We start from the raw sequence: 21,736 nt of genomic DNA, 5'->3' as shown, positions 1-21,736 counted from the left end.
GATCAGGTCACCTTCGTCATGGTCACGGGGCCACTTCGATGTGGTCCTCGATGGAAACTCTACAAGGGTCTATGCCTCCCCGTGAACCACCGAGCAAGGTCGTTGTGCACGATGTGTCGCAATCGTCGGGCATCATGGTGACATGGACATCAATTCACGGGCCCATTTCGACGCAACCCCTGATCAAGTCGTCACCATGATGACCAATCCGGCATGGTGGCAGGATGTCCACCATCGCGCCGGGGGCACCACCAGTAATGCCGTCGTCACGGGCGATTCGTTGAGTATGGACGTGGCCATGCCCGCTCCCAGCCAGGTGACGAAGCTCGTCGGCCCCACCCTCACTGCCAAGCAGACCGTGTCGTGGCAGTCCGCCAACCCCGATGGATCGCGAGAAGGTACCTTGCAGATCGTTCCTCAGGGCATGCCGGCGAGGGCGGACGGGCATGCTTCCGTGCGTCCCGACGCCACCGGAACCGAGGTCATCTACACCGGTACGTTCACCGTCTCGGTCCCGATGGTGGGCAAGAAACTGGAAAAGGCCGCAGCTCCGCACATCACCCAGGCCTTCGACATGCAGCAGCAGGCGGGTGACGACTGGCTGGCCTCCCGCTGAGCCGGACCCACCCGGTGCGGGGCCGACGTCACTCCAATCCAGGGAAACCCTCGGGATCGGTGTCGGCCCTCGGAAGTTCCTCGGTGATGTCGTGCCAGGACAGCCCGTGCTCACCGATGAGAGTCTGAATAGCGACGTCATTCCAGGCGTCGTCAATAACCATGCCCCTGACAGCTGCAGCAGCACCCTTGGAGTCGGCGTCGTCATCGTCGGCGAACCATGCCGTGATCTGCGAGGGCTCCAGACGAGTCAGCGTGACGCCGCCGTTGTCGACCTCTTCATGGTCGGCAATCTGCTCGGCAGGGACATGGGCGACGAGAACGAGTCGACGACCGGTATGGGTCAGACCCCACACCGAACCGATGACCATGGCGGCATGTTCGGTTTCCTCGGGATCGGTGACGTCGAGGATGGAACGAAGCTCCTCGGTGACTGTGAAGGCCGTCACCTGTTCTCCCGGCGCAGCAACGAGCTCACGGGCCCGTTGCGCATTGGTTGGGATGAAAACGATGGTGGACGTCGACAATTGAACCCTCCTTGGTCAGTGTGACCCCTAGTGCATCGTCCACGGTACTCAGATACGAACAGGAATCACATATTGGTTCGCACCATCCCAGATGACGAAATGGTGTGTTCACTCGACTTTTCCACAGATGTGCGCATCAGCCCTTCCCCTGGAACGACTTCCTGCGCTGTCCTAGGGCCCATGACGATCACATCAACGCCCATCCCCCTTGATTCGACGCGGCGACACCATTCGGACATCGTCCTGGAGCTCGACCGGGACTGGTGGCCGGACGAGTTGCGCGTCGTCTCGTCATCACCAGTGACGAGCACCACACAAGACGACTCAAAGGCCTGTCAACAGGCTGTGCGGCTGACTCGGGCAATGCACATCATCATCATCGAGACGATGGCTGGTCGACGCCCCATGAATCAGCTCATGAGAGCATCCAGCCCTCGTGCCACGGCAACCATGCGCACATGGCCCCGGGGTCCTGGCTGGAGCCGCATGCTCCTCGTCGGCGAGCCTCAGGTCAGTTTCGACGAGGACCACGTGGACGGGGTCGGCCTGATCGATCTACGTGGCAGACGGCTCCCGTTGGCCACGAACCTGGTTCAGCACGTGGGTGTCTGGCATCTCGAAGCCGTCGAGCTCGTCCTGAACCCCAGAGTGGCCGCACTCCTGTCCGACAAGCACATCACACAGGAGGCCGTCGGTATGGCGTGACAAAAGCAGCGTCGACACCGCGGCAATGTGCCATCAGCGCTTCTTGCGCCTCTTCTTCGACTTCTTGGACGCCGCCCTTCTGGCGGCACGATTGCCCCCGGCCTTCGGATCCTTCGGCGCGCCATTTTCGGAGGTCGTCGCGGCATCACCCTGCTCGTCGGGAGCCGAGTAGCTGAGCGCACGACGCGAATGGTTCTCCTTGGGCAGCACCGAGTCTGCCGTGACCGGCTGCCCCTCATCATCGGTCACCAGGCCAACCTGAGGTCCGGTCTCAATCTCGAGGTTGAACAGGAAGCCGACGACCTCCTCCTTGAAGGAATCCATCATCGAGGTGAACATGTCGCCGCCCTCGCGCTGGTACTCAACCAGAGGATCACGCTGGGCCATCGCACGCAGGCCGATGCCCTCACGCAGGTAGTCCATCTCGTAGAGGTGCTCGCGCCACTTGCGGTCGAGCACGGTCAGCAATACCTCACGCTCGAGCTGACGCATCGTCGCCTCACCGAGCTCAGTCTCGCGACGGTCATAGGCCTCCTGGGCATCCGTCTTGAAGTCCTCGACGAGTTCCTCGACATCCTGGCAGTCGGCATACTCGTTGATGTCCAGACCAACGGGGTAGACGGTACCGATCTCGTTCCACATGGCCTCGAGGTCCCAGTCCTCCGAGTACCCCTCGGTGTACTTGCGCACCCCGGCCTCGACGACGCGGTCGGTGGTGGCGCGCAGCTCGGCCTCGACGTCGGCTCCCTCGAGAACCTTACGACGGTCGCCATAGATGACGTGACGCTGCCGGTTCATGACGTCGTCATACTTCAGGACGTTCTTACGCATCTCGAAGTTCTGCGCCTCCACCTGCTTCTGGGCGCTCTCGATCTGACGAGACACCCACTTGGACTCGATCGGCATGTCCTCAGGCATCTTGAGGGTGACCATGGCGCGGTCGATGACCTCCGGCTTGAACAGCCGCATGAGCTCGTCCTGCAAGGAGAGATAGAACCTGGACTCCCCCGGGTCACCCTGACGACCGGAACGTCCACGCAACTGGTTGTCGATACGGCGAGACTCGTGACGCTCGGAACCGATGACGTAGAGGCCACCGAGTGCCTCAACCTCCTCGTGCTCAGCCTTCGACTGCTCCTCATACCTCGCCAAGGTGTTGTTCCAAGCGGTCTGGTAGGCCTCCTCGTCCTCCACCGGGTCGAGTCCCTTCTCGCGAAGATCCAGCTCCGTGAGGAATTCTGGGTTACCACCGAGGATGATGTCGGTACCACGACCGGCCATGTTAGTCGAGACCGTCACACTTCCCTTGCGACCGGCCAGGGCGACGATCGCCGCCTCGGACTCGTGGTGCTTGGCGTTCAGCACCTTGTGGGGAACGCCAGCCCGCTTGAGCTTCTCCGACAGCAGCTCCGACTTGGCGACGGATGCGGTACCGATGAGGATGGGCTGACCAGCCTCGTGACGCTCGACGACATCGGAGATGATGGCGTCGAACTTGGCGTCCTCGGTGCGGTAGATGAGATCCTTCTGGTCCTTCCGAATCATCGGGCGGTTCGTCGGAATCGGAATGACGCCCAACCCGTAGATCTTCTGGAACTCGCTCTCCTCGGTCTTGGCGGTACCCGTCATCCCGGCGAGTTTGTCGTACATGCGGAAGTAGTTCTGCAGGGTGATCGTTGCGAGGGTCTGGTACTCGTCCTTGATCTCGACGTGTTCCTTGGCCTCAAGGGCCTGGTGCAGACCCTCGTTGTAACGACGCCCTGCCAGGGTACGACCGGTGTGCTCGTCAACGATGAGGACCTCGCCATCGATGAGGACGTAGTCCTTGTCACGGTGGAAGAGCTCCTTGGCCTTGATGGCGTTGTTGAGGTAACCGATGAGCGGGGTGTTCGCCGATTCGTACAGGTTCTCAATGCCCAGACGTTCCTCGACAACGCTGATGCCGTGACCGAGGACGGCAACGGTACGCTTCTTCTCGTCGACCTCGTAGTCGACGTCACGCTGAAGCCTCGAAACGATCTTGGCGAACTCCGGGTACCACTGCTTGTTCTCCTCGGCGGGGCCCGAGATGATCAACGGGGTACGGGCTTCATCGACGAGGATCGAGTCAACCTCGTCGACGATGGCGAAGTGATGACCGCGCTGCACGCACTCGCTCAGGGAGCCCGCCATGTTGTCACGCAGGTAATCGAAGCCGAACTCATTGTTCGTGCCATAGGTGATGTCGGTTTTGTAGGCCTCCTTGCGCTCCGTCGGAGACATGTCCGACAGGATTGCCGAGATCGTCAGCCCCAGGAAGTGGTGCACCCGACCCATCTGCTCGGACTGCACTCGAGCCAGGTAGTCGTTCACGGTCACGACGTGGACGCCCTTGCCGAGGAGCCCCTCGAGGTAGGCGGGAAGAAGACCAACAAGGGTTTTGCCCTCACCAGTCTTCATCTCAGCGATGTTGCACTGGTAGAGGGCGGCGCCACCCATGATCTGAACGTCAAAGTGACGTTTGCCGAGCACTCGCGTGGACGCCTCACGCACCGTCGCGAAGGCCTCTGGGAGCAGCCGCTCCAGGTTCTCGCCGTTGTCGAGACGCTGACGGAAGTCGGCGGTCTGGCCTGCCAACTCGTCGTCGCTCATGGCGACGTAATCCTCCTCGATGCTATTGACCTGGCCGACAATGCGGTTGAGTCGGCGGATGATCTTGCCTTCACCGGCGTGCAGCACGCGATCCATGAGGTTCACGGGGTGGGTCCTTCAAGGAGTAGACGTCGTGTCGTCCAGGCGCATGCCGGACGAGCAGCTCAAGAGAGCCACCTCCCCCATCCTAGGGGGTTTGCGACCGAAGCAAGAACGCCGTGGCCTTTCATCGTGGGCATTTGAGAGTTGCGACGACCTCTCCTGACCATCCTTCCTCGCCGTCGGCTCACGACACAGACCGGTGGCAGTGCGGGATCATCCCGCACTGCCGCCGGTGTCGTTGCTCGCTGACGCTCCAGGATCACTCGTGGTCAAGATCCAGATGGATCACGCCGTAGTTGTAACCCTTCTTTCGCCGATACACGACGCTGGGCCGCTTGGAATCCTGATCGAGGTAGAGGAAGAAGTCGTGTCCGACCAGTTCCATCTCGTCGAGGGCCTGAGCAAGGGTCAGGGGAACGGCCTGGAAGACCTTTTCCTTGACATAGATGGGGCTGTCCCCGGTGACCTCCACGTCGCCCGCGATCTTCCTGGTGGCCAGAATCTCGGGTGCATCATCGGTGCTTTCCTCGGGCAAGACGTCCAGAACCTGGGAGACGCGCAGTCCACGACGACTGCGACGACGATCAGCGGCCTTGACAAGCTGGGTGCGAAGTCGATCGGCAGCCATGTCAAAGGCAACCATCTTGTCCTCCGCCTGCCCGACGGCTCGCACCACCGGCCCCTTCGCCCGCAGTGTGATTTCACACGTCATGGCTTGATCCTTGGGCCCCTTGGTGCCTTGGGCGGTGAAGACCACCTCGGCGCGCTGGACCCGGTCCTTCAACTTCTCGACCCCGGAGAGCCTGTCCTCGACCTGGGCGCGCACGTCATCACTGACGTGGCAATGCCGACCCGTAACGATGGCATCCATGACAACCTCCTGTATTGGGGTTCGCATCGGTGTTTCCGACGCTGACACGAATGGCACGACGCCGCCCCTCATACCTCTCGTGGAGGGCCGGGTACCAATCACGTCGTGCCATGCATCTACGCTAGCCCATGAGGGGGCTCCCAACAGTTGTTTGGCAAGGTTCGACATCCGAGGCGACCATGTCACTCATGCTTGTGGTCAGATGTGATCACGGCCATCTCAGTGGGGTAGCAGCATCAGCCAGGACAACCACCGACAGCACCCGTCGCCCAGACCGCCTCAAGGCTCTGCACGCCTCGTCGATCGTCGCCCCTGAGGTGCGAACGTCATCAACGAGAATGACATCCCCTTGCGCCGACGGGGCTCTCATCGATCCGCACTGATTGGCACTGCGATCTTCATGCCGTACCTCAAGTTGGTCCGCCACCCGTCGAGTTCGGTGCAAGACCTGAGCGAGCGAGGCGTTGGAAGCATCCAAGGTTCGCAGAGCTGATCGCGCCATGTTGGCGGCATGATCAGCACCTCGCCGCCGCACAGCCTTCGCCGATGAGGGCACCGGAACGACGTCGACGTGGCTGGGAGCGGCAGCTATCGCTGGAGCGAGCCCCTGGGCCAACCACTGGCCGAGTTCATCGGTCAACCATGCGGCACCACGATCCTTGTGAGCTGTCACGATCCCGGGAACAGGATCGTGATACCCCATACAGGCAATGATCGGTGGCGGACCGTCAACAATGACCCGTGGGGCCGGGTTGATCGCAGACCGACACGTCTCACACAGCCCCACACCCGGCTCCCCGCAGCCAGGACAGCATGCTCCCAGCAGCAGGTCGGCCAGGCAGTCCAGTGGGTTCACGATGAACCAGTCTCGCCGGTCAACGTCATGTCATGGAAGGGTCAAGCTGTCATCGCGACCGCGCTGACCCCTTGCAGAACCTGGCGCCAGCGGAATCTCTCCTCGTGGTGAAGCAGTTTTCCGTCGTCGCTGAGCACAACGGCCTCAATGCCGGTTTCCATCGGGACTGTCACCACGGATTTCATGCTCGCCCCGCTGAGCGGCCCCATGGAGGTTGCGCCCGAGCCGTCAACCATGACCTCGTACGGCGCAGTCACCCCAGCTTCGATCGCGCTGCCCAGGACACACAGTTGGGTTTGGGAAAGCCAGGCGACGTCGCTGATCTTCGACAAGTTCGCGTCCGAGGCGGACAACGGTGTCTCGACGATGTGGCCTAGATGAACTACGCGGCCCTGCCGTGACAGCAGGCCGATACCCAATCCGAAGGTCTTCCCCCGCTTGAGGACCAGAGCCGCACGAATACCATCGGGAGAGACACTGAACGAGGTTACTGTGCGGCCGCCAAGGTCAACGACAGTGGCCACTCGGGACCCATCCGCGTCAACGACGACGAGTGTGGGATCTGTCGAGGAGAACGTCATCACACTGCGATCGACGAGGACTTGTGGGCGAAGCAGATTCGCCCCGGTGGCGACGACGTTGACCTGATCGCTACCTTCCCGCCATGTCACCAATGATCGACGATCTGCAGAAACCGCGTGCCACACCGCGCCGGGGGTACTCAAGGTTGCGACGGGCATGGCGAACTGGGTGGACGCAACAGTTGAGACACCGGCCTCCGGGCGAGTCTGCTGGCCCAATGCCCCGGGCATGATCTGGAGGGCTTGGCCTGATGGGCTGACCCGTCCCATCTGCCCCTTGACGACAGCAACGACCGTTGGGGAGACCGTTGACGGGAGAGGTATGAGGTCGGCGTACAGGTCGGCCGACACAGTGTTGTCCTCAGCCGCTTCGGGGAGAGGTAGTAGGGATCCGCCGGCGGTGAATCGGATGCGTGAGACGGCGGCAAAACCACTCAGAGTGCAGGTGACTTGACTGGCAAGCAGCCGACGTTGAGATTCTGAGAGTTGGGCTGCGGACGCGCTCAGTGGCACGGTGACGACGCCAACAGCGTCAACCGAGGTCGTCCCAAGGGCCTTCACACCGTCCGGTAATGCCGTGCGAAGTACAGGCTTCAAGTGTTCCGGTACACCGGCCATCATCGCCCTGAGTGCGACGTCAGGAGTAGCCCGCGGGCTCGGCAGGTGAATGACATCCGGGACCAGACGGTCGGCGTCGGCGGCAAAGAAGTAGATCGGAATCGCCGACCAGGCGCGCTGAAAAGTATATTGCGAGATCAACAGCCCTTCGGGGGGCCGGGAAATCCGCCATTGTCCGGATTCCTGAGCCATGCCGAAATCGTGTTTGAGCGTCTGTGACGTCGCCGGGTGGTAGTGCCCGTCGGCATCTATGGTGCCAACGATCGGAGCCTGAAGAGACGCCGTCGCCACCGTGCTTGTCGGCTTGTAATTGGTGGCCTCGTAGATCGTCGCCCGGGAATGGGGATCCCAGCGGTCCGCCACGTCCTTGGTGAGGTAAGCACGAGCGACACGGTAGTCGTCATCCGCACTCGTCATTGCCTGCAGGAAACCGCCTACGACAAGGTCAATCGACGCGCCATCAACAGGAGGCTGAGGAGCGACGTCAATGCCCTCCCGCTGACTTGAGACCTCGTGTGGGTCGTCGGCCTGTCTCACTGCCCCCGTGGACGGCACCTCGGCGCAACCCGCCAGCACGAGGGCGGCTCCCGACAACACGGCACGGCGTGTGGGACGCAGTGTCATCGCTCCTCCTCAGATCCGGTCGGGCTGGCATCGCTGGGCTTGGCGGGCAGTGGGGACTCGACGACCACTGCGCCGGAATCCCTCGGAATGACCAGCCGGAAGAAGGCGCCCTCACCGGGTCGTCCCCACGCCGTCAGCCAGCCATTGTGCAGGTTGGCGTCCTGACGAGAAATCGCCAGGCCGAGACCGCTGCCACCCACGGTGCGCACCCGGGACGGGTCTGCGCGCCAGAACCTACCGAAGACCTTTTCCGCCTGCCATGGCTCGAATCCGACCCCGTGGTCACGCACGGCGATCCCCACAGCACAGTCATTACCGGCGACGGTCACCTCGACCATCTTTCCCTCGGCATGTTCAACGGCATTCGACAGCAGGTTCCTGACGATGCGGCTGATCCGGCGCGGGTCAACCTCAGCAGTCTGCGACGTCTCGGTGGTGAGTACGATCGGAACTCCCAGACGCTCTGCGAGTGGCGTCACATCGACGATCTCGGTGCGGACAAGTTCGACGATGTCGCAGTCCTCCAGTGACAGTTGTGCGGCTCCGGCGTCGAACCGAGAGATCTCGAGCAAGTCGGCCAACAGAGTCTCGAAACGCTCCATCTGGGTCCGCATGAGGTCGACCGACCGCACCTGGACCGGATCATCGGGATTGGCCACGATCATGTCGGAGGCCATCCGCATCGTCGTCATGGGTGTGCGCAACTCGTGGGAGACATCCGAGACGAACTGTTGCTGCAATGTCGACAACCTCTCCAATTCCCCAATTCGTCGATCCAGCTGGGCTGCCATGTCATTCATGGACTTGGCGAGGGTCGCCAGGTCGTCAGTCCCCCGAATCACCATGCGTTCGTCCAACGCCCCGCCGGCCAATCTCGACGCTGTGATGGAGGCCTGCCGAATGGGTTGGGACAGGTGACGGGTCGCCATGTAGGTCGCCAAAGCGATGGCCAGGGCCATGAGAGCTCCGACGCTGATGACACTGCGTCGCAGCAACTCGACGGTGGCGACCTCCTGGGTCTCCGGAAAGATGAAGTACACCGGGATGGACTGGCTGGTCCCAGGGGACCACAGGACCGACCCGACCACGATCCCAGGGACGTCAGGACGCACGTGGTCGGTGTAATGGATCATCGTCGGCGCGGTCCACATCCCACTTGACTCCCCCACCTTCGCGGTGAGTTCAGCCGGGACGGACTCCGGCGCGACCCCTTGGGAAATGAGTCCGGAGACAGGGCCCTGGATGACGACGTGATACTGCCCAGACTGTCCAGCTGCGTCGTCTGCAAGTCGGTTGAGCCGCTCATGGAGAGAGGCAGTGCGCAGATCGGTGTCTCGCAGCTGGCCCTGGATGCGAGTGATCGTCGTAGTCGTCTCCGCAATGGCAGAGGCACGTTTGGCTTCGACGATTCCCGCGGTGGCCTGACGAACCAGGAAGAACCCACCGACGACGAGAATGACCAGACTGCTCGACAACGTGATGGTCACCATACGCAGCGGCAATGACGACCACCACAGCCGCCGCAGACCGGCAAGCCAGGACCGGGGCCAACCAGATCGTCGGTGGCGCCCAGCACGCCGCGCCGGGGTGATCAGCTCTCCTCCCCAGGTGTACTGATGCGATATCCGACTCCGCGCACCGTGACGATCATCTGAGGACGCTCAGCGTTTCCCTCCACCTTGGAGCGCAACCGCTGCACGTGGACGTTGACGAGGCGAGTATCGGCATTGCTGGTGTAACCCCAGACCTCCCGGAGCAGGGTCTCGCGGCTGAAGACCTTGTTGGGATGCTGAGCCATCGTCACGAGCAAGGAATACTCCAGCGGCGTCAAGGAGATCTCTTCCCCTCCGCGTTGCACCACATGGGCTGATGAATCAATGGTCAGATCCCCGACACTGATGATTCCGCCTTCGTCTCGTTGTATGGCTGGAGTGCGCAAGCGGGCACGTATGCGGGCGACAAGTTCGGCGGACCGGAAGGGCTTCGAGACGTAGTCGTCGGCACCTGCCCCCAATCCACGAACGACGTCAGGGGTGTCCGAGCGGGCCGTGAGCATGATGATCGGGACGCCGGATTCGCGTCGGATGTCCTGGCAGATCTCGATGCCGTCACGGCCCGGAAGCATGAGGTCGAGGAGAACGAGCGCGGGCGTGCGCTGCCGGAACACATCCATGACATCATCGCCGTGCCCGACCCACACGGTTGAGAAACCCTCCTTCACCAGGACGAGCTGAAGCATCTCGGCCAGGGCCGCATCGTCATCAACGACAAGAATCGGCCCGTGATCAGCGGCGGTGTCCACCACAGACCTCCTGACTCATTCCGCAATGGTGCACATCGTAGCCCCAATGGCTCCCGACCATCGATCAATTCAGGGTGGGGGTGTCCGTGGCGGTGGCAAGCACCGCCGCAGCGCCGTTCTGACGATGCAGTACGGCTCGCCACAGAGCTCTCGGCTCAGAGGAGAAGATGTCCTCGGGGTGGGCGACGGCTCTGATCCAGTCGCCGCGGATGAACTCAGCCTCAAGCTGTCCGGGCTCCCATCCGGCGTATCCCGCGAAGACACGGAGGTCAGTGAAGGCGCCATCCACGAGTTCGGTCGGGGTGTCGAGGTGAAGCAGTCCGGTGAGCCCATCGACACGTCGCCACCCGGGAGGCTCCTCGCTTGATCGTTGCACGCGGGCCAGGCAGATGGCCCCGCTCGGCGACATCGGCCCCCCGAAGAAGAGGTCCTGCGGAGGGGTGGCGAGAGGCTCCCAGTCGGGTAGTTGGCTGCGCAACGTTCCCGCCGAGCAGGGTTGGTTGACGATGACCCCGAGGACACCGTCAGGGGCGACGTCGATGAGATAGACGACGGACTCGCAGAAGCACCCCTCGTCGATGTGGCGACTCGCCAACAGCAGGTCACCAGCTTTGAGAGGGTTCGCGAGTATCACGACGCCCATTGTGTCACCCAGAGCCGGGGTGATTCGAGGTAATCGTCAATGTGAGGTCGACTGTAAGCGGCCGCCGCAATAGCTCAATCGTGTCGACCTGTGACCAACTCGACGGTGTAGGGATTCAGAGGCACATGATCGGTATCCGAAGGAGGATAGCCTAAGGTATGGGCGCAAGCACAGTGAGACCATATGATGAGCATTATTTTGCACGGCATCAATCAATAGGGCAGGATGAAATCGTTCTTATGCTGCCATACTGTGAAAGGCTACCGTGAATTCTCCCGCGATCCGACGCCGCACCGTGATCTCAGGCACTGCGTGGGCGACGCCGGCTGTCATCTCCGCACACCGACTGCCAGCTTCCGCAGCGTCCACCCCCCCCCCCGCAGCCTCCGCCGAGTATGGTCTGTTTGTCACTGCCGGCATGAGCACTGAGTTCGTTTCGACGAATTATGTCGGATATGACCAAACCGACGATCCTTCTACCGGCAACTACCCGACGACCCCCAGCGAATACTTCACTGCAGTCAAGTCCGGTAGCAGCCCTCAAAATGACATCTATTGGGACGATTCTGCCACGTGCTACAGCAATAGCGCCTTCTTCCACAACAGTGAAGGGTCACTCACTCCCGTCACCAACATTTCATCGGGAACGAATGGCTCTTATGCTTCGGCGAGCGGTTTCTGGTGGTCCGTTCCCACCACGTCGTCACAGACGGGCACCGGATATATTCCTGGCTCGACCGCGACGCTGAACAGTGGGGCCACCTTCGTGACCGATATCGAGTTCATCGTTCCGCAAGAGGCCCAGTACGCGGCGAACCACATTAGGGTGAACCAGCAGGACTACTGGACTGAAGAGCTTTCTGGAAAACTAATCACGATACCTGGCAAAGCGCCTTATCTGGCCAGCCAAAATGTCGGTGGCAGCTGGTCCGTCACCGCGCCGACAACAACCACATTGCCAGACGGATCACTGAAGGTCACCGGCACGCTCACCTTCACGACCACGAAGTCATTCACGGTGACCCAGTCAAAGACCAAGTACTACGGGCAAACCCTCATCATGCCGGCAACGTTCCGGATGATGGCTAATGACGGATGGTCATCATTTAGTCTCACGTCATATGTGCAGTCAGCAACCATCACATACACCGGGCAACCGTCCAGTTCCCCCTCGAGCACCACTCTGACCAACCAGCTGCTGACCACGAGCAAAGTCGTCAACAAGGCTTGCTGAGCGCCTGTTAATGGTTGGGGCCAAGGACTAAGGCCGGCATCATGAGCCGCCGTGAGGGCCTTTCCGGTTGACGACGGGTTCAACCGGAAAGGCCCTCACACTGTCTTGGTCGTTGCAACCTATCGAGTGAGTACCCCGACCGATTTGGACATTGACCAGCTCGTCCCGTTCTATTCCTCGGGTAGTAGAGAGTGCGCTCGATGTCCCGGTCCTCCTGCTCCCCCCGGTTAGGACCGATGGCCCCAGCGCAGACAGCATCAAAATGCCTGCCGGCGCGCCAATGTACCAACGCCAGCAGGCACTCAGTGGAGATGGCGGGAATTGAACCCGCGTCCTTGAAAGACAGTCCAGACATTCTCCGGGCGCAGTCGATGCTGTCGTTGTTACTCGGCTCCTGCACACACACCGACATGGTGCAGACAAGCCCAGTCACGGAAAAGTCCCGTACAGCCTCCGTGACCACGGCTGTACAGCAAGCCTTCTAAACGAGGCCAGGATCCGGACGGAAGGCTACATCCGGGCTGACCCTTCGATCACTGATCAGGCAGCGAGAGCGAAGTCAGTGCGAGTGTTCTCGGCACTTATAGGTTTCCAGGGGTCGTTAACGAGTTGACCCTGGGTCCTCGGCCCGCTTCTCCTGGAACAACCATTCCAAGTCGAAACCAGTCATCCCCTCTATGGTGTTGTACCAGTCAAGTCTACCTCATCGGCCCCGAGTCACCGAACCCGTCAGCCGACGCCGACCGTCGTCGAAGAACTTCAGCGGGATCGCGTCGAGCAGCGGATTCGTCCACTCGACCCCCTCGAAGGCACGAGCGGCGTGAATGATCGTCCCGGCGAACCACGCCATCCCAGCAAGGGGGAAGGCGATGATGAGCATGGTTGTGTTGGCAGCAACTCCCAACACAACCATGGCCAGCAGCAGAGCAAGCACCTGGAAGTTCGCCTGATGAGCAACCTGACGACGGGTCCACGAGCCCCGAGGCGACATTGCCACCCCCAACATCGGACCCAGCGGCCCGAGGAAGAGCGGGGACAACCCGATCAGCCCAGCAGCCAGCGACTCCCCGGAAGCGACACGCCCCGCCCGAGACGACCGTGCCTGACCACCGATGACGGCCAGACCATTCAACGTGGCGTTGAGATCAGCTCGCGTCACCGCGGCCAGAGCACGACTCACCCTGTCCTCGAAGTCAGCCGACGAGAGCCGACCGTCGACATAGGCAGTGCGCAAGAAGGCCACGACTCGGTCGCGTTGAACGTCGTTGACGAGCCACTGATCCCCTCCCGACTGCCACGGCTGATAACTGTTCACGTTGTCCATGATGACCCGGTCACCGGCACAAACCAATGACCGCCATTGCGGCATCGACCGTGGCCATAGGAGCCACGGCTTGAACCCAGACCAGCGTCTCAGTCCTGACCTTGGAATCCACGAACGGCGTGGGAGATGGTGAGAATCATCCAGACCAGCGCCACAAGACTTACACCCCTGAAAGAGCCGACCGAGCCCGAACCGATCCCGATCAGCAAGGGGAGGAACACCACCTGAGTCACTAGTTGATGCGTGATCTTCCGGTGTGCCCATGACCCCTTAGGAGTCAGCGCGAACCCGGCAGCGGGTCCAATGGGGCCGCTAACGAGCGCCGACAATCCACACAGTCCTACGCCCATCGTCGGTCGCTCCTCGGGAACGTCCGGCAACGGTGCCCTGATCCCTTCGGGAACCGATGGCTTGAAGGACGGCAACCCGCGATAGCTCTCGTCGAGTTCAGAGCGAGTTCGTGCCAACAACGCAGTCTCAATTCGGCGTTCTCGCTCCATGTCGTCAATGACTCCGTGCGCATAAGCGTCACTGACGTGGTCCAGGACTCTTTCGCGCTGTTCGTGTGTCACACGTAGTGAAGAGGTCTCCGGTTGCCACGCGGTACTCATCGCGACACGTCTTCGGCAAAAACGCTCAACTGTGCAACATCGTTTCGCAACTCGGTGATCTGCTCGGCCACGCGAACAGGAGCAGTGCCACCGCGTCCGGACCGGGAGCGCACCGACCCCCCGACCGTCATGACTTCACGGACCTGCGGGGTGAGACGAGGATCAATGGCCGACAACTCCTCGTCCGTGAGATCGGCCAATTCCTCACCCTGGGACTCAGCCTCACGCACGCACGCCCCGGACAGCTCGTGGGCGACGCGGAACGGCACCCCCTGTCGCACCAGCCACTCGGCGACATCGGTGGCCAGGGAGAATCCCTGACCAGCCATCTCGGCCATGCGCTCGGTGTTGAACACCGCGGTGGCCATCATCCCGGTCACGGCAGGAAGCAGCAGATGGAGCTGATCGATCTGGTCGAAGACCGGCTCCTTGTCCTCCTGCAGGTCCCGCGCATATGCCAGCGGCATGCCCTTGAGGGAAGCCATGAGACCCGCAAGGTCGCCGATGAGTCGGCCCGCCTTGCCACGAGCGAGCTCGGCAATATCGGGGTTCTTCTTCTGCGGCATGATGGACGACCCGGTCGAGAACGAGTCGTCAAGGGTGACGTAGCTGAACTCGCGGGTATTCCAGATGATGATCTCCTCGCTGAGCCGCGAGAGGTCAACCCCAACCTGGGCAGCCACGAAGGCGAACTCGGCAACGACGTCGCGAGCCGCGGTGCCATCGATCGAGTTGGGAGCCGACGATGAGAACCCGAGGTCCCGTGCGACGGCTTCCGGATCCAGACCGAGTGACGACCCCGCAAGGGCCCCCGAGCCGTACGGAGAGCAGTCCATCCTGGCATCGAGGTCACGGAAACGCTGCACGTCGCGCACCAGTGGCCAGGCGTGAGCAAGCAGATGATGGGCCAACAGCACCGGCTGGGCGTGCTGCATGTGGGTACGGCCAGCGATGACGGCGTCACCAGCCTCCTCGGCCCGTCGCGCCAACACGTCGACCAGTTCCAGCACCTCACCGGCCAGGCTACGAGCCTCCTCACGCAGATACCGCCGCAACAGGGCAATGATCTGGTCGTTGCGGGAGCGACCAGCACGCAGACGTCCGCCAAGATCGTCACCAGCTCGTTCCATGAGGCCGCGCTCGAGGGCGGTGTGAACGTCCTCGTCATCAGGGCCGGCGACGAATCGTCCGGAGACGACATCGTCCTCAAGCCTGTCGAGAGCCTCGATCATGCCTTGGTACTGCTCGTCGTCCAGCAGACCCGCGGTATGGAGAACTCCGGCGTGGGCCCTGGAACCAGCAATGTCGTGGCGTGCCAGCCGCCAGTCGAACTGGGTCGACACGGACAGGGCCGCCAACGCCTCGGACGGCCCACCGGAGAAGCGTCCACCCCACAATGCCATCGGACGGTCAGAGCTGTTCCGGTTGTGGTCGTGCGGTTCGGTGGTCAAGAAGAACTCCTCGCTCGGGAACGTGTTTTCAGCTTACCCGCCACCATGCCCCTCCCCGTCCAGCTGTGGCGTTTCCCGGGGACCCCGACCAGATTGTCAGACGGTCACCGCGTCGATGAGATCGGGCAGGGCATCGATGAAGGACTGAGCCTCCTCCTTGCCAAGGATGTATGGAGGGGCCAACCTCACCGTCGATGGATTGGCAGCATTCACGATGAAACCATGCTCGCGAGCTGCACCCACCAGGGCACCGGCGATCTCGGAGTCGAACTGGATACCGATGAGCGCGCCACTGCCCCGCACCTCGGTGACCCGAGGATGGCACTGCCTCAGCGCCGTCGACAACAAGGTACCGATCTGACGCACACGGGCCAGCAGATCCTCGGACTCGATGGTGCTGATGACTGAGTAGGCCGCCGCGCAGGCCAACGGGTTGCCGCCGAAGGTCGTCCCGTGTTGGCCAGCAGTAAGGATCCCGGACACGTCCGGCCCGAATGTCATCGTCGCCCCAATGGGAAATCCGCCGCCCAGCGCCTTGGCCAGGGTCATGATGTCGGGTGTGATGTGAGCGCCATGGTGGGCAAACCAATGACCGGTACGCCCCATCCCGCACTGCACCTCGTCGACAACCATGAGGACACCGTGCGAGGCCGTCTGCTCTCGCACCTGCTGCAGGTACTCCACCGACATAGGAACGACACCAGCCTCTCCCTGGACCGGCTCGATGAAGACCCCGGCCACGTCGCCCTTGTCCAACTCGGCGGCAAGAGCTTCGGCATCCTCCGGGGGGACGAAGGTCACGTCAACCGCCGAAGGTCCGAAGGGCTGACGGTAGGCGATCTTGTGCGTCAACGAGAGGGCGCCCAGCGTCCGGCCGTGGAAGGCATGCTCGAGCGCGATGATTCGACCACCGGGGTCATGGGCAAGGCAGATCTTGACCGCCGCCTCATTGGCCTCGGTGCCCGAGTTCGAGAAGAACACTGCGGATCCCCGTGGCGCCTTGGCCAGGGACAACAACTTCCCGGCAAGATTGAGCTGCGGTTGCGTGGTGAAGAAGTTCGAGACATGAGCAAGGCTGGCAGCCTGGTGGCTGACTGCCTCAACCCATGCGGGATGTGCATATCCCAGAGCGTTGACGGCAATACCACCGAGCAGGTCAAGGTATTCCTTGCCGTCACTGTCGACGACGACGCAACCGTGCCCGCGCTCCAGACACAGCTGGGGGCTGCCGAACACACCGAGAAGGTCGTGACGGTAGCGTTCCTGCCACGTGGCAGTCGTCTGGTCGTAAGTCATGGCCATCCCTTCAGTCATCGTCATCTCCTTACACATAGTCGTCGCGTCGGGCCATCGTTCCGACTCCCTTGGACGTGAAGATCTCCAACAGCAGGGCGTGCTCGATCCGTCCGTCAACGATGGCCGCGCTCGACACGCCTCCGTCAATGGCATCGAGCAAGGCCTGGCCCTTGGGGCGCATACCTTCTCCCAACCGGGGAACCATGGAGCGCAGGTCCGTGGCCGAGATCTCCGAGACGAGTGTGCGGGGATCCGGCCAGGTGCCGTAGATACCGGCCACATTCGTCAGCATGACAAGTTTCTCGGCGCACAGGCCTTGAGCAATGGCCGTGGCAGCGGTGTCAGCGTTGACGTTGAGAACCCGCCCTGTCGGCCACCCGGCCTCGTCAACCTCAGGGCTCACCGGAGCGATGACGGGAATCTGCCCGCGATCCAACATGGAATTGATGAGTTCAGTGTTGACATCGACGATGTCTCCCACCAGGCCCATGTCGATCTGTTCCCCATCGACGATGACCCTCGACTTTCGCGCTGACAACAATCCGGAGTCCTCACCGGACATGCCGGCGGCCAGAGGGGCATAGGTGTTGATCCGGTTGACCAGCTGACGGCCCACCTGGCCGACGAGCACCATCCGGACAACCTCCATGACCTCGGGAGACGTCACCCGCAAACCATTGCGGAACTCCACGGGTGTCGCGGACTCGGCGAGCATGGCGTTGATCTGGGGTCCGCCACCGTGGACGACGATGGGACGGATACCCACCGATGCCATGAAGACGATGTCGTCGGCGAAGGCCTGCTGCAGGCCAGGGTCGACCATGGCGTTGCCGCCGTACTTGACGACCACGGTCCGACCCTGGAACCGCCTGATCCAGGGCAGCGCTTCAACCAGGACCTCGGATTTACGCTGAGCCGAGAACTGGGAATCGTCGAGGGGGATGTCGAGGGCGAGGATCATGATGTGTATGCGCTGTTCTCTTCGACGTATTCGTGGGTCAGGTCGTTGGTCCACACCGCAGCCTCGACGTCACCAGCGTGCAGGTCAATGTCGATGTTGACCTCGCGCAAGGTCATGTCGACGAGGTCTCGGGAATCCCCGATTCCTCCGGCCCTGCAGACCTGGACGTCATTGACCGAGACGTCCACCTCGTCGGGGTCGAAGGGAGCCACGTCCTCGGGCACGCATCCGACAGCTGCCAGGATTCGTCCCCAGTTGGGGTCGTTGCCGGCGATGGCTGTCTTGACGAGGTTGGAACGCGCGACCTCGCGAGCCACGGCGACGGCGGCATCCGTGGCTGTCGCCCCGCGAACCGTCACCTTGACGTCGTGGTGGGATCCCTCGGCATCGGCGACGAGCTGGCGAGCCAGATTCGCACACAGATCGGTGAGGGCCGAGACGAGGTCGGCCCCGGAAAGACTGGCACCGGAGACGCCGGACGACATCGCAACGACGGTGTCATTGGTCGACATGCATGCATCGGAGTCGACACGGCTGAACGTGACGTCGCAGGCCTGTGCCAGGGCGTCCTGGAATTCCTCGGGATCCACGACGGCGTCGGTGGTGAGGAAGGCGAGCATCGTCGCCAGTTGGGGGGCCAGCATGCCTGCCCCCTTGGCGATTCCTCCGAACCGCGTCCCGTTCTTCTCGACGGTGGCGGTCTTGGTAACGGTGTCGGTCGTCATGATCGCTTGCGCCGCCGACTCGTCAACGTCGTCTCCCCGGTCCAAGGAGTTGTGCGCGGCGGTGGCTCCCACCAAGATCGACGGCATGTCGAGTCGCACGCCGATGATTCCCGTCGAGGCGACGACCACCTCGTCGGGCTTGCAACCGACCAGGGTTGCGACGTGCTCAGCCTCGCGTTGGGAGTCCGTCAGGCCGTCAATTCCGGTGCAGGCGTTCGCAACGGCAGTGTTCGCGATGATAGCTCGTGCCTTGTGGTCAGCCACGGCCTGACGCGACCACTGCACGGGCGCCGCACAGACGCGGTTGGTCGTGAACACTCCCGCAACGGCGTCGCGAGGGCCGTCGTTGACGATCAGTGCAAGATCCGGGACCGGTCTGGTTCGCAGCCCGGCCTGAACACCACGGGCACGAAATCCGAGCGGATAGGTAACGGACATGAATCCTCCTGTCACGGGTTGAGTCCGACCATGGGCAGCCCCTCTGTTTCGGGAAGTCCCAGGGCCAGGTTGAGGCTCTGAATGACAGCACCAGCGGTTCCCTTGACAAGGTTGTCAAGGGCGACGACGACAATGGCCAGGCCGGTGTCGAGGTCACCGACGGCGTTGATGTGCACCATCGCCGAGCCGACGACGTCGTGGGTGTCGGGGTGAGCATCGGTGATGTGGATGAGCGGCTCGTCGTCATAAACCTCATGCAGCCGTCCGAGAAGATCCTCACTCGAAGCCTGGGACGGTGCTGTACACACCGCGAGGATCCCCCTGGTCATGGGGACCAGGACAGCACTGACGCTCAGCTGAGGATCCTTGGCCCCGGCGGTGCGCAAGGACTGCATGATCTCGGGGATGTGACGGTGGGCATTGCCAACGGAGTAGGGATGGGCTCCCGCACTCATGCGAGAGAAGGTGAGGTCCGGACGACTCGACTTTCCGGCCCCCGAGGTTCCCACAACCAGGGTCGCTGCGATCTGAGAGGTGTCAACGAGTCCCACCAGCGGTGCCAGACCGACGGCAACGGCCGAGGCGTTGCAGCCGGGTCCGGCGATCCGGATCGCTCCGACGAGGTTTCTGCGCTGTGAACCTCCGGCAGCCAGGGGAAGCTCAGGAAGGCCATAGGCCCAGGTACCGGCATGGTCGCCGCCGTACCAACGCTGCCAGTCCGCCGACGAGGACAACCGGAAATCTGCACCGGCATCGACGATGACGACGTCAGGGTTGACCTCGCTGAGACCATGGGCGATCTCGCCGGAGGCGCCGTGGGGAAGGGCCAGCACAACCGCGTCATGGCCTGCCAACCGATCGACGTCCATCTCGGAAAGGCTTCGCTCCCCTGCCACCCCGGCCAGCTGTGGCATCGCCTGGGCCACCGGGAGACCTGCCTGGCTGTGCGCAGCAAGGTCCCCCATCGTCAGCTCGGGGTGCGCAGCCAGCAGACGCACGACCTCAGCTCCCGCATGTCCGGAAGCTCCAGCCACCGCGACAGTGAATCCTTTTGCGCTCATGTACATATTTATACACTGGAACACATGTTCCACCAACCCGCACTCACAATGTGGAGACACAAGACCGCCACCACACGGTACGTGCGGTGGTGGTCGTCAACGATTCAGCGCTTGCGATTGCGTACGCGACTCGCCAGTGCTCGTTGGGCCTCGCGCTTGGCGTCCCGCTCACGAATGGCTTGCCTCTTGTCCCAGTCCTTCTTGCCGGTACCGACGGCGATCTCGACCTTGGCGTAACCGTCCTTGAAGTACAGCTGCAGCGGGACGATCGTCTTGCCCGGGCCGTCAGCCTTCCGCGACAACGTCGTGATCTCACGCTTGTTGAGAAGCAGCTTGCGCTTGCGCATGACGTCGTGGTTGCGCCAGGTCCCGAAGGCATATTCGGGGATGTGGAGGTTGTACATCCACACCTCCCCCCTGTCATCAACCTGGGCAAAGGCGTCGGTCAAGGTGGCCTTGCCAGCGCGCAGGGACTTCACCTCGGTGCCCTGGAGGACGATTCCGGCCTCCCACCTGTCACCAATGGTGTAGTCGTGGGTGGCGCGACGATTACGCGCGACGACCTTGACTCCCTGTTCCCTGGGCATGGCGAGCCTCCTTCGACACAGCGCGTTCCATCCTATACGGATCAGACCCTGAGGTACTTCTTCGTCGCGATGTAGGCCGGTACCACGGAGAGCACGATGGCCACGACGATCATCCACGCAATCGAGGTCCATACCTGGGGCCACCCAACCCACGCCACGGTCGTGATGGAATGAGCCATCTTGCGCATGACGACCAGGTCGGCGCCCAAGGCCACGGTGAGACAGGCCAGCAGTGCTCCAATGAGACCCGCGATGAGGGACTCCAGGAGGAAGGGCATGAGGATGTAGGTGTTCGAGGCACCCACCAACTTCATGATGCCCAGTTCGCGACGTCTGGCGAAGGCAGCCATCCGAATGGCGTTGCCAATCTGCAAGGCCGCGGCGACCAACAGCAGCACCGACATTCCGAAGGTCACCCATTTCAGGGCATTCATCCACAGGAATATTGGGTCCAACACGTTGTGCAGGTCGACGACCGACTGCACACCGGCCAGGCTCTGAGCCTCCGTCACCACCCCCTGATATTGCTGGGGGTCAACCAGTTTGACACGGTAGGAATCCTGAATGGTGTCCTCGGTGAGAACGTCCTTGACCGGTGAATCCGCATAGATGCGCTGGTACTCCTGGAAGGCCTCGTGCTTGGACTCGTAGTAGACGTGCGAGACCTGAGGATTGGCCTCCAACGCCTGACGAATCGCGTCCTTCTGACTTTGGGTGGCGGCTTTCTGTCCCGAGCACCGCGCTCCCGAGACGCCGTCAACGCACAGGAAGACGGAGACCTCGACCTTGTCGTACCACTTGCCCTTGAGCAGGTCGACCTGCTGAGTGGCCAGCAGGGCCGCCCCGAACAGGGACAGGGAAACCCACATCGTGACGATGACGGCTAGGGTCATCGTCGCATTGCGGCGCAGCCCAGACCACGTCTCTCGCAAGGTGTGACGCATGTGTGTCCTCGTTCTGTCTCGTGTCGGGG

The 21,736-nt window shown here is 62.2% G+C and carries 20 protein-coding genes and 1 other RNA gene; 3 read left to right on the top strand and 18 right to left on the bottom strand.

Annotated elements, in window-relative coordinates; genetic code table 11:
• The first annotated feature begins 142 nt into the window (after positions 1-142).
• Positions 143-616, top strand: a complete 474-nt coding sequence (locus ACUCCZ_RS04405; protein ID WP_435916430.1) for a DUF2505 domain-containing protein — start codon at positions 143-145, stop codon at positions 614-616.
• Between the two features lie 28 nt (positions 617-644).
• Here ACUCCZ_RS04405 and ACUCCZ_RS04400 read toward each other — a convergent pair whose 3' ends face one another.
• Positions 645-1,142: a DUF6912 family protein gene (locus ACUCCZ_RS04400; RefSeq protein ID WP_435916429.1), complete on the bottom strand. Its 498-nt coding sequence runs from the start codon at positions 1,140-1,142 to the stop codon at positions 645-647.
• Between the two features lie 180 nt (positions 1,143-1,322).
• On the opposite strand from ACUCCZ_RS04400, the gene ACUCCZ_RS04395 reads away from it, so the two are divergent.
• Positions 1,323-1,847, top strand: coding sequence for an Rv3235 family protein (locus ACUCCZ_RS04395; RefSeq protein ID WP_435916428.1), 525 nt, complete (start codon positions 1,323-1,325; stop codon positions 1,845-1,847).
• 33 nt (positions 1,848-1,880) lie between these two features.
• On the opposite strand, the gene secA is transcribed toward ACUCCZ_RS04395, so the two are convergent.
• The 7 genes from secA to ACUCCZ_RS04360 form a co-directional block, all read right to left on the bottom strand.
• The gene (gene secA / locus ACUCCZ_RS04390) at positions 1,881-4,583 is read right to left on the bottom strand and encodes a preprotein translocase subunit SecA (RefSeq protein WP_445439668.1); all 2,703 of its coding nucleotides are present in this window, start codon (positions 4,581-4,583) and stop codon (positions 1,881-1,883) included.
• 256 nt (positions 4,584-4,839) lie between these two features.
• Entirely contained in the window at positions 4,840-5,451 is a 612-nt protein-coding gene (gene hpf, locus ACUCCZ_RS04385) for a ribosome hibernation-promoting factor, HPF/YfiA family (protein WP_435916427.1), read from the bottom strand.
• Positions 5,452-5,659: 208 nt separating this feature from the next.
• Entirely contained in the window at positions 5,660-6,154 is a 495-nt protein-coding gene (locus ACUCCZ_RS04380; protein WP_435916984.1) for a ComF family protein, read from the bottom strand.
• A gap of 194 nt (positions 6,155-6,348) precedes the next feature.
• Complete coding sequence (locus ACUCCZ_RS04375; protein ID WP_435916426.1) at positions 6,349-8,130, bottom strand: LpqB family beta-propeller domain-containing protein; 1,782 nt, start codon at positions 8,128-8,130, stop codon at positions 6,349-6,351.
• Entirely contained in the window at positions 8,127-9,605 is a 1,479-nt protein-coding gene (gene mtrB, locus ACUCCZ_RS04370; protein ID WP_435916983.1) for an MtrAB system histidine kinase MtrB, read from the bottom strand. The genes ACUCCZ_RS04375 and mtrB overlap by 4 nt, the downstream gene beginning before the upstream one ends.
• 116 nt (positions 9,606-9,721) lie before the next feature.
• The gene (gene mtrA / locus ACUCCZ_RS04365) at positions 9,722-10,432 is read right to left on the bottom strand and encodes an MtrAB system response regulator MtrA (protein WP_435916425.1); all 711 of its coding nucleotides are present in this window, start codon (positions 10,430-10,432) and stop codon (positions 9,722-9,724) included.
• Positions 10,433-10,496: 64 nt separating this feature from the next.
• The gene (locus ACUCCZ_RS04360; protein ID WP_435916424.1) at positions 10,497-11,075 is read right to left on the bottom strand and encodes a YqgE/AlgH family protein; all 579 of its coding nucleotides are present in this window, start codon (positions 11,073-11,075) and stop codon (positions 10,497-10,499) included.
• Between the two features lie 418 nt (positions 11,076-11,493).
• On the opposite strand from ACUCCZ_RS04360, the gene ACUCCZ_RS04355 reads away from it, so the two are divergent.
• Positions 11,494-12,309 (top strand): hypothetical protein, encoded by an 816-nt coding sequence (locus ACUCCZ_RS04355; protein WP_435916423.1) that lies wholly within the window; start codon positions 11,494-11,496, stop codon positions 12,307-12,309.
• 303 nt (positions 12,310-12,612) lie between these two features.
• Here the strand turns inward: ACUCCZ_RS04355 and ssrA are convergent.
• The 10 genes from ssrA to ftsX all read right to left on the bottom strand — a co-directional run bounded on the left by ssrA (position 12,613) and on the right by ftsX (position 21,707).
• Positions 12,613-12,983: a transfer-messenger RNA gene (ssrA, locus tag ACUCCZ_RS04350) on the bottom strand.
• Positions 12,984-13,012: 29 nt separating this feature from the next.
• Positions 13,013-13,624, bottom strand: coding sequence for a DUF1707 SHOCT-like domain-containing protein (locus ACUCCZ_RS04345; protein ID WP_435916422.1), 612 nt, complete (start codon positions 13,622-13,624; stop codon positions 13,013-13,015).
• A gap of 98 nt (positions 13,625-13,722) precedes the next feature.
• Positions 13,723-14,244, bottom strand: coding sequence for a DUF1707 SHOCT-like domain-containing protein (locus ACUCCZ_RS04340; RefSeq protein ID WP_435916421.1), 522 nt, complete (start codon positions 14,242-14,244; stop codon positions 13,723-13,725).
• Positions 14,241-15,647 (bottom strand): argininosuccinate lyase, encoded by a 1,407-nt coding sequence (gene argH / locus ACUCCZ_RS04335; RefSeq protein WP_435916981.1) that lies wholly within the window; start codon positions 15,645-15,647, stop codon positions 14,241-14,243. The genes ACUCCZ_RS04340 and argH overlap by 4 nt, the downstream gene beginning before the upstream one ends.
• 144 nt (positions 15,648-15,791) lie before the next feature.
• Complete coding sequence (locus ACUCCZ_RS04330; RefSeq protein ID WP_435916420.1) at positions 15,792-17,009, bottom strand: acetylornithine transaminase; 1,218 nt, start codon at positions 17,007-17,009, stop codon at positions 15,792-15,794.
• 10 nt (positions 17,010-17,019) lie between these two features.
• Positions 17,020-17,952 carry an acetylglutamate kinase gene (argB, locus tag ACUCCZ_RS04325; RefSeq protein WP_435916419.1) on the bottom strand — a complete coding sequence of 311 codons (933 nt, stop codon included), beginning with the start codon at positions 17,950-17,952 and terminating at the stop codon, positions 17,020-17,022.
• Positions 17,949-19,115: a bifunctional glutamate N-acetyltransferase/amino-acid acetyltransferase ArgJ gene (gene argJ, locus ACUCCZ_RS04320; RefSeq protein WP_435916418.1), complete on the bottom strand. Its 1,167-nt coding sequence runs from the start codon at positions 19,113-19,115 to the stop codon at positions 17,949-17,951. The genes argB and argJ overlap by 4 nt, the downstream gene beginning before the upstream one ends.
• A gap of 11 nt (positions 19,116-19,126) precedes the next feature.
• Entirely contained in the window at positions 19,127-20,182 is a 1,056-nt protein-coding gene (argC, locus tag ACUCCZ_RS04315; protein WP_435916417.1) for an N-acetyl-gamma-glutamyl-phosphate reductase, read from the bottom strand.
• 98 nt (positions 20,183-20,280) lie between these two features.
• Positions 20,281-20,763 carry an SsrA-binding protein SmpB gene (smpB, locus tag ACUCCZ_RS04310; protein WP_435916416.1) on the bottom strand — a complete coding sequence of 161 codons (483 nt, stop codon included), beginning with the start codon at positions 20,761-20,763 and terminating at the stop codon, positions 20,281-20,283.
• A gap of 41 nt (positions 20,764-20,804) precedes the next feature.
• Positions 20,805-21,707: a permease-like cell division protein FtsX gene (gene ftsX / locus ACUCCZ_RS04305; protein ID WP_435916415.1), complete on the bottom strand. Its 903-nt coding sequence runs from the start codon at positions 21,705-21,707 to the stop codon at positions 20,805-20,807.
• Positions 21,708-21,736 lie beyond the last annotated feature (29 nt).

The organism is Cutibacterium nasicola, assembly GCF_052654715.2.
This window is presented reverse-complemented; position numbering and strand designations above follow the sequence as displayed.

Excerpts from the sequence above, each read along its gene's own strand:
- ACUCCZ_RS04405 (WP_435916430.1), top strand. The coding sequence starts at position 143 with ATGGACATCAATTCACGGGCCCATTTCGACGCAACCCCTGATCAAGTC.
- ACUCCZ_RS04395 (WP_435916428.1), top strand. The coding sequence starts at position 1,323 with ATGACGATCACATCAACGCCCATCCCCCTTGATTCGACGCGGCGACAC.
- hpf (WP_435916427.1), bottom strand. The coding sequence starts at position 5,451 with ATGGATGCCATCGTTACGGGTCGGCATTGCCACGTCAGTGATGACGTG.
- ACUCCZ_RS04380 (WP_435916984.1), bottom strand. The coding sequence starts at position 6,154 with ATGGGGTATCACGATCCTGTTCCCGGGATCGTGACAGCTCACAAGGAT.
- ACUCCZ_RS04375 (WP_435916426.1), bottom strand. The coding sequence starts at position 8,130 with ATGACACTGCGTCCCACACGCCGTGCCGTGTTGTCGGGAGCCGCCCTC.
- ACUCCZ_RS04360 (WP_435916424.1), bottom strand. The coding sequence starts at position 11,075 with ATGGGCGTCGTGATACTCGCGAACCCTCTCAAAGCTGGTGACCTGCTG.
- ACUCCZ_RS04355 (WP_435916423.1), top strand. The coding sequence starts at position 11,494 with ATGAGCACTGAGTTCGTTTCGACGAATTATGTCGGATATGACCAAACC.
- ACUCCZ_RS04340 (WP_435916421.1), bottom strand. The coding sequence starts at position 14,244 with ATGAGTACCGCGTGGCAACCGGAGACCTCTTCACTACGTGTGACACAC.
- argH (WP_435916981.1), bottom strand. The coding sequence starts at position 15,647 with ATGGCATTGTGGGGTGGACGCTTCTCCGGTGGGCCGTCCGAGGCGTTG.
- ACUCCZ_RS04330 (WP_435916420.1), bottom strand. The coding sequence starts at position 17,009 with ATGACTGAAGGGATGGCCATGACTTACGACCAGACGACTGCCACGTGG.
- argB (WP_435916419.1), bottom strand. The coding sequence starts at position 17,952 with ATGATCCTCGCCCTCGACATCCCCCTCGACGATTCCCAGTTCTCGGCT.
- argJ (WP_435916418.1), bottom strand. The coding sequence starts at position 19,115 with ATGTCCGTTACCTATCCGCTCGGATTTCGTGCCCGTGGTGTTCAGGCC.
- argC (WP_435916417.1), bottom strand. The coding sequence starts at position 20,182 with ATGTACATGAGCGCAAAAGGATTCACTGTCGCGGTGGCTGGAGCTTCC.
- smpB (WP_435916416.1), bottom strand. The coding sequence starts at position 20,763 with ATGCCCAGGGAACAGGGAGTCAAGGTCGTCGCGCGTAATCGTCGCGCC.
- ftsX (WP_435916415.1), bottom strand. The coding sequence starts at position 21,707 with ATGCGTCACACCTTGCGAGAGACGTGGTCTGGGCTGCGCCGCAATGCG.